The following is an 11,642-nucleotide window of genomic DNA, read 5'->3' on the forward strand; positions in this document are numbered from 1 at the left end:
ACCTTTCATAGAAGACATATCGTGATTCATGCCTTTCATAGAAGACATATCATGATCCATACCTTTCATAGAAGACATATCGTGATTCATATCTTTCATAGATGACATGTCATGGCTCATCCCCATATCTTCCATAGTTAATAAAGCACGAGGGCGAGATTTAGGCATCTCAATTTGTTTGACTGCTGGGCTGCTTTCTTCATGTAATGTTCCCACTGAAAAACCGGTACGATCAATAGATTCAGCTTCAATTTGGTAATGTGCTTGTTTTGGTTCCACAATGACATCATAGGTTTCAGCAGTACCAATACGGAACTCATCTACAGGAACGGGCTTTACAGGTTGACCATCAGCACTGACTACAGTCATTTTTAGGTTTGGAATGCGTACATCAAAGAATGACATAGCGGAAGCATTAATAAAACGAAGGCGAACTTTTTCACCAGCTTTGAAGTTACCGGTCCAGTTTTGCTGAGGTGTTTTGCCATTCATTAAAAATGTATAACCAGTCACATCGGACATATCTGTTTTCAACATCCGCATCTGATTCCACATAGAGCGGTCTTGCCAAGTTGCCTTTAATCCATCACGTTTAACTTGTTTTAATACATCGAATACTGTTTCGCGACGGTTCTGATAGTAATCTGCTTCTTTTTTAAGATTTTTCATAATTTGATCACTTGTTGAATTATGAAAATCAGAAAGCAAAACAACGTAATCTTTATCGGTTTTTTCAGCAGCTGTTAGTGGAGTTTTATCTTTAGGATAAATAACAAAAGCACCATATAAACCGTCTTGTTCTTGTCCTTTACTATGTGAATGATACCAATAAGTACCATTTTGGCGGACTTTAAACTTATATTCATAAGTTTTATTAGGGGCAATGCCATTAAATTTGTTAAATCCAGGTACACCATCCATAATTCCAGGTAATAATAAGCCATGCCAATGGATTGAAGAGTCCTGATTTTTTAACTTATTGTGAACACGGATAACGGCCTCATCACCTTCTTCAAATTCAAGAAGTGGTGCAACGAATTTACCATTAACGGTAATTCTCTTTAGCGGTTTTCCTGTGATATTTACAGTTTGTTCAGCGATTGTTAAATCATATTCTTTAACTGCCGCCATTACCCAAGTTGATGAAAATAAACCAACTCCAATTAAGAGTATATGACTTAACTTTTTTGACATTCTATCTCACCTTTAGAAAGGTCAAGATTGAAGTAATAAAGCAAATATTTAGTATAAACTTTAATACTTCTTTCTCGCTATTTATAAAATTATTTATTGCTACCAGGCATATTCATCTTTGAATGATCCATTTTAGAATGGTCCATATTCATCATAGAATGATCCATTTTTGACATGTCAGATGAGTTAGGAGACTGATGTTGACTATGATCTTGCTGAGTCTTGTCATCTTTTTCCATTTTACAAGGTTTTGTACAAGGTTCCTGTGCTTTTACCGTTTTAGTGGCACTTGAGGTTGATACATCTTTTGCCCAAGATTGAGTACCAGCAATTAAAGTTCCAGCACACATTAAAATTGTTAGACTACGACGCACTACAGTTTTCATAAGTTTCTCTAAAAGTTAATTTCTTGCTACTACAATAAAGTGAAGCACTGAACATCTAAGTGACTTGAAAATGACATTTTTGTAATCTATCTCGATCAGATGTTTTATAACGTTATTATAGTTTTAATGAATGACTTAGGATTCGGAAATGAGAATACTATTAGTTGAAGATGAACAAAAAACTGGTGATTATCTCAAGCAAGGTTTATCCGAAGCTGGCTATATTACGGACTGGGTTACAGATGGGTTAACGGGTAAACATCAAGCTCTTTCTGAAGAGTATGACTTAATTATTTTAGACGTGATGTTACCTGGACTAAATGGTTGGAATATTATCAATGATATTCGTAGCAGCGGTAAAACAATGCCCATTCTTTTTCTTACCGCCCGAGATCAAATCGAAGATCGAGTAAAAGGATTAGAGCTAGGCGCTGATGATTATTTAGTTAAGCCTTTTGCTTTTGCAGAGCTTCTAGCTCGAATAAAAACGCTCCTTAGACGAGGGCAACAAAGAGAAGATAATAATATTATTAAGATTGCTGATTTAGAACTTGATTTGAGAAAACGTCGGGTAACGCGAGCGGGTCAACGCATTGATCTGACGGCAAAAGAATTCGCGCTTATGGAACTTTTTATGCGTAGACGAGGTGAAATTTTACCAAGAGCGCTGATTGCTTCTCAAATTTGGGATATGAATTTTGATAGTGATACGAATGTCGTTGAAGTCGCTATTAAACGATTAAGAAGTAAAGTTGACAGTAACTTTACTCCCAAATTAATTCAGAATATTCGAGGAATGGGGTATGTACTAGAGGTAGAGGATGAATAATAATTTATTCAGAGCGATCAGTTTCCGGATCGGTATCATTTTCTCATTATCTACTATTTTCATTCTAATTATTATGGGTTTGTTCATAAATAAATTAGTAATGCATCATTTTGAAACGCAAGACCGTACCCAATTAGAAGGTAAAATCCAGCTGATTCAGAATCTTATCCAACAGAATCCTAAAAACTCTCCAGAACTTAATCTTTATTTGAGAGACGCTTTAGTTGGACACCATGATCTTATGGTTCAAATAGAACGACCGACAGGTAAAGTTTTATTTAGTTCAGCACCTTCAACAATTAATACTCAACACTTAACCAAGTCAGCAAATAATTCATGGATTAAATGGAAAATTCAGGATAAGACTTATCGTGGCATGATCTACAACACGGATATAAACAAAAATACTGAGATACAATCTGTACGCATTATTGTGGGGATCGATACATCTGAACATCTACATTTTTTAAATGATTTTAAGCGTCAACTTTTTTACATTGGTTTAGCCGGTACGATTTGTTTAATGTTTTTAGGCTGGTTTGCAACCTGGAGAGGTTTAAGACCCGTGCAAAAAATGGCTAAGGTCGCAGAAGGCATTTCTGCCCAACATCTTTCAGAACGTTTAGAAGTTGAGCACACACCAACAGAACTAAAATCATTAGCAATTGCCTTCAATGATATGCTCGACAGACTAGAATCAGCTTTAGAAAGGCTTTCCGATTTTTCATCTGATTTAGCGCATGAAATTAGAACACCGATTAATAACTTAATGACTCAAACTCAAGTATGTCTTGCCCGTAACCGAGATATTGGTACTTATCAAGAAATACTATTTTCTAATTTAGAAGAATTAGAACGTTTGGCTCGAATGGTATCCAATATGCTTTTCTTGGCAAAAGCAGAACATGGCCTAAAATTACAGAACTTACAGAATATTGACCTGGTTAAAGAAGTTACAGCCTTATTTGATTTCTATGATGCGCTAGCTGCCGAAAAAAATATGACGCTTCAACAAACAGGATCTGGAAATGTCAAAGGTGATCCTGCTATGTTACGTCGAGCACTCAGCAATCTATTATCTAATGCAGTTAAATATGGAAATAAGAATTCTACAATACGCATAAAACTTCAACAGAATTTAGATAACACAATATTTTCAATTGAAAATGAAGGCCCTGAAATCTCTCCTGAACAACTATCCAGGTTATTTGATCGATTTTATCGAACAGATGCATCTAGACAAAGAACAGAAGAAGGAACCGGCTTAGGGCTCGCGATAACAAAATCTATTCTTGATATGCTTGGGGCGACCATCCAGGCTGAATCCCTCAATGGTCGAATCATTTTTACCATTGTTTTTCAAAGTGAATCCATGCAAGGGGAATCATTTTAACTCATTTTTTGAACATCTTCCATTTACCCGAGTTGACCTTACATAAAGCTCAAACTGAGAGCCAGAGCTACGCCAGCACCTATCATGGCAATTGTGTAGCCAAATATGATAGCTCGGCCAAACTGTGCCCCCCTGTCATCCATGCAATTGTCGCTTTGCTTAACATGTTGCTCAGTGTGGACAGCCCTAGCGCGACAGCAGCCACATTTGTTGTTAAGCCTTCAGTACTATGCAGGCGGGCAAGTGAGACTAAAATAGCATCTACGTCTGCTAGCCCAGAAATAGTCGATAATACGAAGATGCCGCTGGTGCCCAACCATTGTTTTGCTGCCGGGACCAAGACTGCCATGACAGCCAGGAAAGCAGCGAAGCTGAATGCTGTCCCAAGATCAAAAGGAGCCATTGCTTCTATTGTTCGATCGTTGTTTTCAACGCTGGTAATTTGGCGTTGTCTCCACAATGCCATACCCAGCAGAAGGATTCCCGCAATCATCATTGCACCACCAAAAGTGCTTAGCAATGCTGGCTCAATGACGCCTATCAGCACAACCATACGAAAAAACATGATGCCACAGGCAGCCAATGTTCCAGAAATAGCAGCACTGACCATGACGGGGTGCTGGCGTGTATAGCGTGCCAGTGCGACAGTTGCAGCTGTAGACGATGCCAAACCACCCAATAGACCTGTCCAGAATATGCCTCTTTCTGAACCGGTAAGCCGCATGGCAAAATGACCTGCCAGAGAGAGTCCGGCAATCAGGATCACTGCCCACCATAACTGGTAAGGATTTAATGCAGCAAAAGGTCCCAGACCCGTATTGGGTAAGTAGGGTAATATAACGACAGAAAGTACCAGCAACTGCAGGGATGCGGTTAATTCACGATGCTCTATCAAGCGTAGCCAACCGTGTAAGGTTGGCTTGAGATCCAAAAATACAGCGACGATTACAGCCGCGGTTAATGCTAAAGTAACATTACCATGGGATGCATATGCACCTAAAACTAATGTCAACAGCATCGCAATAATTGTGGTAGCACTTAAATTACCGGAAATTTTTGCGGTACGAGCATAGGACACTGTTAGTAATAAGGAAAGCCCTAATACGGCCGCAACTAGCGGCCAAGCTCCGAAGTTTGGTTGTAAATGACCGAGCACTCCTCCGAGCAATCCTGTCAATGTGAAGGTACGTAGACCTGCTACTCGGCTGCCTTCTGGCAGTTCTCGATCCTGCCATCCTCGTTCTAAACCAATGAGCAGGCCGATGGCGAGTGCTGCAACCAGCCCTGATACATCTGGTGGAAGAAAGGAACTCTCTATCATAACTTTTTATTTCGCAGGCGAAGGGCATTGGTGATGACTGAAGCTGAACTCAAACTCATAGCCAAGGCGGCAATCATCGGTGACAACAACCAACCGGTAAATGGATATAGTACGCCAGCCGCGATAGGGATACCCAAGGCATTGTAAAGGAAAGCAAACATGAGGTTCTGTTTCATGTTGCCGACAGTAGCTTCCGAAAGTGAACGGGCAACAGCAATCCCTCGTAAATCTCCCTTGACCAGCGTAACTTGGGCACTATTCATTGCAACATCAGTCCCGGTTCCCATAGCGATACCGACATCAGCTTTAGCCAAGGCTGGTGCATCATTGATGCCATCACCAGCCATAGCCACGATGCGACCTTCCTTCTGCAATTTGCTGACCAGTTCTAGTTTATCTGCGGGTTTGACTTCGCCATGTACCTCATCAATGCCTAGACGTGCTGCGACTGAACGGGCAGTGGTGAGACCATCTCCTGTTGCCATCACGATACGTAGACCCGCTTCCTTCAGGGTGGCAAGTGCTTCTGGGGTATTTTTTTTGATGGGATCGGATACTGCAAGCAGACCGGCCAATTCACCATTGATGGCTAGATGCATCACACTTGCACCTTCCGAACGCAGCTCTTCGGCTTGCGGAATCAGAGATTGTACCGAGATACCCAATTGCTCCATCAGTGCTGTGTTACCCAAAGCTAACTGACGATCGCCCACTTGACCTCGAACACCAATCCCTGAGCCCGATTCAAAATTATCTGGTGTTTCAAGAGACAGGCCACGTTCGTGTGCTGCGTTTACAATCGCTTCGGCTAGCGGGTGTTCACTGCCTTGATCAAGACTGGCGGCTAAACGTAATACTTCAGATTCGTCAAAATCTGATGCGGCAACTACACGATCGAATACAGGGCGTCCTTCAGTTAACGTACCTGTTTTATCGATGATTAGTGTGTCAATCTTGCGTAGATTCTCAATGGCTGCTGCATCACGGAACAGCACACCATGAGTAGCACCTTGACCCGTCGCAACCATGATAGACATTGGAGTTGCCAAGCCTAGTGCACAAGGACAGGCAATAATGAGTACTGCCACAGCATTGATTAATGCATAAACCCAGCTTGATTCTTCTGGGCCGAATAGTCCCCATCCAAAGAAGGTAAGCAAGGCAATGGTCACTACAGCCATGACGAACCAACCTGCTACCTGATCAGCCATACGTTGCATTGGTGCTCTCGATCGTTGAGCTTGCGCCACCATCTGTACGATCTGGGATAACATGGTACTTGAACCAATTTTCTCTGAACGCATGATTAGGGAACCATTGGTATTCAGGGTAGCTCCAATGACTTTATCGCCGATACGTTTAGTGATAGGTAAAGGTTCACCTGTCAGCATCGATTCATCCACTGAACTACTTCCTTCAGTGATTACACCATCCACAGGCACTTTTTCACCTGGGCGAATTCTGAGTAAATCTCCTACATGGACATGCGTTAGAGGAACATCTTCTTCAGTTCCATCAGGCAGGATTCGGCGAGCTGTTTTAGGAGCGAGCCCAAGGAGTGACTTAATTGCAGCAGAAGTTTGCGAACGTGCTTTTAACTCCAATATTTGTCCCAGTAGGGTCAATGAAATGATGACCGCTGAAGCTTCAAAGTAAACAGCGACACGACCCATGGAAATAAATGAGTCTGGGAAGATTTGCGGTGCAATGGTTGCGACCACACTATAAATAAATGCAGCTCCAGTGCCCAAACCAATCAGCGTCCACATGTTCGGGCTGCGATTCACAACCGATTGCCAACCCCGGGAAAAAAATGGCCAACCTGCCCAAAGTACAATTGGGAGTGACAACACCAGTTCAATCCAGCTCTGAACCGCCATATTGAACAGGTTCATTTGATGACCAAACATCGCCAAAAAAGTCACGATGATGGTCAATGGCAGTGTCCACCAGAAGCGTCGGCGGAAATCACGTAACTCCGGATTCTCATCTTCCTCTAATTCAGGAATGAGTGGCTCCAGTGTCATTCCGCATTTAGGACAGTTTCCAGGATGATCTTGTTTAATTTCTGGATGCATTGGGCACGTATAGATGATCGTGCCTGTTGTGCTTGTCTCATTAACGGATTGAGTAGTCTGATGATGCTGTGTATGTGCATCGGCAGTCGTCGTTGCGGGTTTAGCGATATATTGCACCGGGCTGCTATGAAACTTTGATTGACATTTATCACTGCAAAAAAAGTAAGTTTTCCCCTTAAATTCCTCATGGTATTTCGATTCTTCAGTGACGGTCATACCACAGACTGGGTCTTTCAGTACGTCTGTTGTAGCCTGTGCCATATGGTCCTGGTTATGATTTTTTTGATCTGACATAAATAATTCTCTTATGGTAAAGTGGTTTTATGGCCGAATTTTGGAATAAATCTCGGAGTCTGTTGAGCATAGCTGTCATAGACAGCGCCAAACTGTTTACTCATTTCAGCCTCTTCCTTAATTGCCAAGCGGCTGTACATTAAGAGTAGGATTGGAAACATAATCAGTGTCAGTAAAGTTGGCCATTGCAATAAAAAACCCAGCAAGATCATCACAAAAGCCACGTATTGTGGGTGACGTATACGTGCATAAGGGCCTGTGATCGCTAAAGAATGCTGACGTTGCGCGTTGTACAGCACGTGCCATGACGTTGATAACAGGTAAAATCCATAGCCCAAGAAAACGTAACTGGCGATATGCAAAATGCCAAAATGTGGATCACCTTTTTCACCTAATAGCGTTGACCACAAGTGACCTGCATTATGAGAAAGTAAGTCAAGTTGAGGGAAGCGAGTTTGAAGCCAACCAGATAACAGGTAAATGGTTAAAGGAAAACCATACATTTCGACAAATAGAGCAATGATAAAAGCCGAAAAGGCCCCAAATGTACGCCAATCGCGCGCAGTGGAAGGTCTAAAAAAACTGAAAGCGAACATGATAAAAACTGCTGAGTTAATGATAACCAGCGTCCATAAACCATAAGCCGATTCCGCATGATTCATGAGGGGTCTCCTGGTTCGCGTGATTTTTTATTATCTGATGTGTCTGGATTTTTCTGTTGATGATGGTGATGTCCATGACCACCATGCATAAAAATATGCATGAGTGGGCATGCTAAAAGGAGTAAAAAGGGTAAAACACCAACGACATGGGCCAAATGCTCGGTTAAGAGAAAATAGGCTGCCACACCACCAATCACGAATAGGCCGATGGCATAACGTGTAGACCAAAAGTTAGGTACTGAATTATGTTCTTGAGGTTGATGGTTCATGGTGCTTCCCTCTCTAATTCATGGGTAATTATTTAGTTGTGGAGGGAGGCATACAGTCCATCATCATCTGCATCATGGATTGCATCATGTCCATACGTTTTTCCATCATTTGCTGACGGTCAGCCATATTGGCATTCATGCTTTGGCTACCCATCTGTTTCATCATGCTTATACCTCCTTGCATGAGTTTCATGTGCTCAGCCATAAGTTTCTGACGTTCTTGCGGGTTTTTTGCAGCCATCATCTTTTCATGCATGGCTTGCATCGCTTTCATGTGTTGGTCCATTGCAGCCATTTTGTCTGGAGTCATCGTGCCAGTAGCTGTCTTTTTAACAGTGACTGTGGATGGAGGAGTATTTTCTGGGTGATGAGTTTTATGCTCTTCAGGATTTTGGGCTAATGCACCTAGAGCGGCAGTGGTTATACAAAGTGCGAGTAAAGTTTGGCGGATATAAGTCATGGTATTTTCCTTCCATCAGTTGATCAGCCGATACAACCTTTAAATGAATGAAGCAAACAAATAGAGAGAGGTAGTTTTCATTTATTTGCTCCACTCATTCTTTTGATGAAGTTGATCGCTGGTTATGCCACCGGTGTTTTACTTAGGTGGTAGCTGGTTATAGTCAATTTTTTTATTTCTATTGAATAATTTTATCACTTGAGTCTATTGATTTTTAAAAATGACAAAAATGTAATTTTGAAGTCATCGCTCTGTTTCTGTCTCTCACTAATAATTGAAATATAAGAGGAGATGATGTGGTCTCATTAAATATAGATTTTATAAAGTCATCTCTAATGAACTAACGAATCAAGAGGAAACGTAAATGAAATTATTTCAAAATAAAATGACTGCTCTACGTAATGTTGTAGTAGCTGCAACGATGATTGTGGCTACTACAACTACGTTCGCTCATGTGAGTTTAGTGAGTGCGATTCCTGCGGAAAATGCATCTATCCTTAGTCAACCAAAGAACTTGACCCTTAACTTTGGTGCAGAGGTTATGTTGATGAATATTAAGTTACTGGATGCTCAGCGAAGAGATGTTCCTTTAAAATATAAAGTTACTCATGACTTAAAGAAATCCTTTGATGTCGCTCTTCCGAAACTGAAAAAAGGTAAATATACCGTTGTCTGGACAACAATGGGGAAAGATGGTCACAACATGAATGGTGAATATAGTTTCACTATCAAATCAACTAAATAAGAATTGATTACCTTTCAACATGTCAGTGAGGTGCTGGCATGTTGTTCTAGAATGGACAAAAATAATGATTTCTGAATATTGGATGTGGGCCACTTGGTTAACTAAGGTTATTTTATATTTAAGTGTAGCTTTTGTCGTTGGTGGAGCCTTTTGCTATTTTTTACTTAGACAATATCTTGAACTAAAAGAATCGATTCTTAAATATATTACAATTGGCGCTGGATTAGGCCTAATTTCCAGTACCTTGGGATTTTTTATTCTGATTGGTAGTTTTGCCAATACTGGTATTACAGGTATGGTGGACCCCACGTATATTAATATATTGGTTAATACTCCGACGGGGTATATATACGTTCTTCGTTCTATTAGTTTTGCTCTTTTACTTCTTCTCATGGTGGTTAAACTTAACAGGAACAAAGGTCATTTTTCTATAATTGAAAGTTCAATATTTTGTGTTTTACTTCTCCCGATTATTTTTAGTTTTTCCCAGCTCGGACATGTCGCTAATTTAACCTTACTTGCTCAAATTTTATTATCAATCCATATTCTAGTTATGTCGTTATGGATGGGGTCTTTATATCCGTTATGGAAAACCAGCCGGGAAATAAGTGGTTTACCTTTAAAAGATCGCATGCATGTATTTGGACGTATTGCTGCTTTCATTGTTGGGATATTAATCGCCTGTGGCGCTAGTGTAGCTCTTCTTTTAATTAAAGATTTTAATACCTTAATCAATACTGCATATGGCTATGGTTTCATGGTTAAAATGTTTTTTGTTATAGGTATTCTACTTTTAGCTGCCTTCAACAAATGGTATTTCACCCCGCGTCTTCAATATCCTAAATTCGCTAAACACCTTAGTCATGCCATTTTATTTGAGATGTTATTAGGTCTATCAATTCTATTAACAACAGGCTATATAACCACTGTCGTGGGTATTGAATAAGAGAATTTCAAAATAATGGAATTGAGGAAATTTAACATTACTGCATTTATCTTTTGTAGCTGAGCAATAAAGTTTCTACTGGACTGCCAACTTACGACAATCAGAACAGTAAAATCGCATCATGAGGCATTATACATAAAGGTAGTCACCGGTTTTTAGCTTATCTTCAACCCATAACGGTCTCATCTATTCAGTTCACTACCATTGATTGAAATAACTAATCTTATAAATTTCAGAGTGATCGTAGATGACAAAAATGTCATTTTAAAGTCACATTAATGTTGGTTAAGTACTTTTACTGTAGTCATTAGAACACTCTTCTTTGGAATACTCTGAAGAAAACTGTAAGGTTGTAAACAGACCAAGTTACAGCGAGTAACTGATTCAGAAAAAGGCTGGTTGTATGGTGAAAGTTTAGAGTTACTGTTCTAATGTTTTAAACAAATGTTTTGTTAAAAAGGAGCAACATATGAAATTTCACATCGCTAATATGACTTGTGGTGGTTGTGCACGCGGCATTACTACCGCAATTAAAGAGCTCGACTCGAATGCCTCACTCGATATTGATTTACAAAACCGTATTGTTGAAATCAATACAACGGTGAGTCAGGATCAAGTCATTGCCACTCTCAGTGAGCGTGGATTTACAGCTGATCCTGCTTAATCTCTGTTAGAGTAACAGTGGGAATTCCTTACCACTTTTACTCTCTCTTATTTTCCTCATCGTACAGATAAAACCTGTACTTGCTTGAAATAAAAGTAATCCCTGAATTCCCCCTAATCTTGGTTCGAGCTGATCTTCGCATATAGAACTCAGCATATCTAAATGATAGAGATCGTATATGAGTACCGAAATGACTGATACGCCACACTACAGTGAAACATTAGAGATTGAGGGGATGACATGTGCTTCTTGTGTAGGCCGTGTGGAAAAAGCTTTAAAATCTGTTGAGGGTGTTGAATCGGCTCATGTAAATCTGGCTACCGAAAAAGCAGTCATTTATGCGCATCAACCACTTGATCGCGCTACTTTAATTAAAGCCGTAGAAAAAGCAGGCTACGAAG

General features: G+C 40.4%; 12 protein-coding genes and 1 pseudogene. 6 read left to right on the plus strand and 7 right to left on the minus strand.

The genetic code is table 11. The features are described 5' to 3' along the window. A partial coding sequence (locus tag B4J23_RS11870; protein WP_291360858.1) for a multicopper oxidase domain-containing protein occupies nucleotides 1-1,194 on the minus strand: 1,194 nt, incomplete at its 3' end. 89 nt (nucleotides 1,195-1,283) lie between these two features. Next, the gene (locus B4J23_RS11875) at nucleotides 1,284-1,580 is read right to left on the minus strand and encodes a hypothetical protein (protein WP_005006338.1); all 297 of its coding nucleotides are present in this window, start codon (nucleotides 1,578-1,580) and stop codon (nucleotides 1,284-1,286) included. 148 nt (nucleotides 1,581-1,728) lie between these two features. Here B4J23_RS11875 and B4J23_RS11880 point away from each other — a divergent pair, with 148 nt between their 5' ends. Continuing rightward, nucleotides 1,729-2,409, plus strand: a complete 681-nt coding sequence (locus tag B4J23_RS11880) for a heavy metal response regulator transcription factor (protein WP_004663993.1) — start codon at nucleotides 1,729-1,731, stop codon at nucleotides 2,407-2,409. Then, nucleotides 2,402-3,802, plus strand: coding sequence for a heavy metal sensor histidine kinase (locus tag B4J23_RS11885; protein ID WP_034171651.1), 1,401 nt, complete (start codon nucleotides 2,402-2,404; stop codon nucleotides 3,800-3,802). Before B4J23_RS11880 ends, B4J23_RS11885 begins: the two co-directional genes overlap by 8 nt. 38 nt (nucleotides 3,803-3,840) lie before the next feature. On the opposite strand, the pseudogene B4J23_RS11890 reads toward B4J23_RS11885, so the two are convergent. The 5 genes and pseudogenes from B4J23_RS11890 to B4J23_RS11910 all read right to left on the minus strand — a co-directional run bounded on the left by B4J23_RS11890 (nucleotide 3,841) and on the right by B4J23_RS11910 (nucleotide 8,886). Continuing rightward, a pseudogene (locus B4J23_RS11890) lies at nucleotides 3,841-5,123 on the minus strand (MgtC/SapB family protein). Beyond that, nucleotides 5,120-7,495 carry a heavy metal translocating P-type ATPase gene (locus B4J23_RS11895; protein ID WP_005105854.1) on the minus strand — a complete coding sequence of 792 codons (2,376 nt, stop codon included), beginning with the start codon at nucleotides 7,493-7,495 and terminating at the stop codon, nucleotides 5,120-5,122. The pseudogene B4J23_RS11890 and the gene B4J23_RS11895 overlap by 4 nt, the downstream one beginning before the upstream one ends. A gap of 11 nt (nucleotides 7,496-7,506) precedes the next feature. Next, nucleotides 7,507-8,157, minus strand: a complete 651-nt coding sequence (locus B4J23_RS11900) for a methyltransferase family protein (RefSeq protein ID WP_004281871.1) — start codon at nucleotides 8,155-8,157, stop codon at nucleotides 7,507-7,509. Further along, complete coding sequence (locus tag B4J23_RS11905; RefSeq protein ID WP_004755892.1) at nucleotides 8,154-8,426, minus strand: DUF2933 domain-containing protein; 273 nt, start codon at nucleotides 8,424-8,426, stop codon at nucleotides 8,154-8,156. The genes B4J23_RS11900 and B4J23_RS11905 overlap by 4 nt, the downstream gene beginning before the upstream one ends. Before the next feature lie 28 nt (nucleotides 8,427-8,454). Continuing rightward, nucleotides 8,455-8,886, minus strand: coding sequence for a hypothetical protein (locus B4J23_RS11910; protein ID WP_005407407.1), 432 nt, complete (start codon nucleotides 8,884-8,886; stop codon nucleotides 8,455-8,457). A 364-nt stretch (nucleotides 8,887-9,250) separates the two neighbouring features. Between B4J23_RS11910 and B4J23_RS11915 the strand changes: the two genes are divergently transcribed. The 4 genes from B4J23_RS11915 to B4J23_RS11930 all read left to right on the plus strand — a co-directional run. Beyond that, on the plus strand, nucleotides 9,251-9,631 hold the full coding sequence (locus B4J23_RS11915; protein WP_004681441.1) for a copper resistance CopC family protein: 381 nt from the start codon (nucleotides 9,251-9,253) through the stop codon (nucleotides 9,629-9,631). A gap of 64 nt (nucleotides 9,632-9,695) precedes the next feature. Then, nucleotides 9,696-10,577, plus strand: coding sequence for a copper resistance D family protein (locus B4J23_RS11920; protein ID WP_180001713.1), 882 nt, complete (start codon nucleotides 9,696-9,698; stop codon nucleotides 10,575-10,577). 469 nt (nucleotides 10,578-11,046) lie between these two features. Continuing rightward, nucleotides 11,047-11,241 carry a heavy-metal-associated domain-containing protein gene (locus B4J23_RS11925; RefSeq protein ID WP_004281879.1) on the plus strand — a complete coding sequence of 65 codons (195 nt, stop codon included), beginning with the start codon at nucleotides 11,047-11,049 and terminating at the stop codon, nucleotides 11,239-11,241. A 178-nt stretch (nucleotides 11,242-11,419) separates the two neighbouring features. Beyond that, nucleotides 11,420-11,642: cation transporter (locus B4J23_RS11930; RefSeq protein ID WP_291360880.1), on the plus strand; the 223-nt coding region annotated here is incomplete at its 3' end.

Origin of the sequence: Acinetobacter sp. UBA3025 (assembly GCF_002367915.1) — a bacterium.
Classification (GTDB): domain Bacteria; phylum Pseudomonadota; class Gammaproteobacteria; order Pseudomonadales; family Moraxellaceae; genus Acinetobacter.

Excerpts from the sequence above, each read along its gene's own strand:
- B4J23_RS11880 (WP_004663993.1), top strand. The coding sequence starts at position 1,729 with ATGAGAATACTATTAGTTGAAGATGAACAAAAAACTGGTGATTATCTC.
- B4J23_RS11900 (WP_004281871.1), bottom strand. The coding sequence starts at position 8,157 with ATGAATCATGCGGAATCGGCTTATGGTTTATGGACGCTGGTTATCATT.
- B4J23_RS11905 (WP_004755892.1), bottom strand. The coding sequence starts at position 8,426 with ATGAACCATCAACCTCAAGAACATAATTCAGTACCTAACTTTTGGTCT.
- B4J23_RS11910 (WP_005407407.1), bottom strand. The coding sequence starts at position 8,886 with ATGACTTATATCCGCCAAACTTTACTCGCACTTTGTATAACCACTGCC.
- B4J23_RS11920 (WP_180001713.1), top strand. The coding sequence starts at position 9,696 with ATGATTTCTGAATATTGGATGTGGGCCACTTGGTTAACTAAGGTTATT.
- B4J23_RS11885 (WP_034171651.1), top strand. The coding sequence starts at position 2,402 with ATGAATAATAATTTATTCAGAGCGATCAGTTTCCGGATCGGTATCATT.
- B4J23_RS11895 (WP_005105854.1), bottom strand. The coding sequence starts at position 7,495 with ATGTCAGATCAAAAAAATCATAACCAGGACCATATGGCACAGGCTACA.
- B4J23_RS11875 (WP_005006338.1), bottom strand. The coding sequence starts at position 1,580 with ATGAAAACTGTAGTGCGTCGTAGTCTAACAATTTTAATGTGTGCTGGA.
- B4J23_RS11925 (WP_004281879.1), top strand. The coding sequence starts at position 11,047 with ATGAAATTTCACATCGCTAATATGACTTGTGGTGGTTGTGCACGCGGC.
- B4J23_RS11915 (WP_004681441.1), top strand. The coding sequence starts at position 9,251 with ATGAAATTATTTCAAAATAAAATGACTGCTCTACGTAATGTTGTAGTA.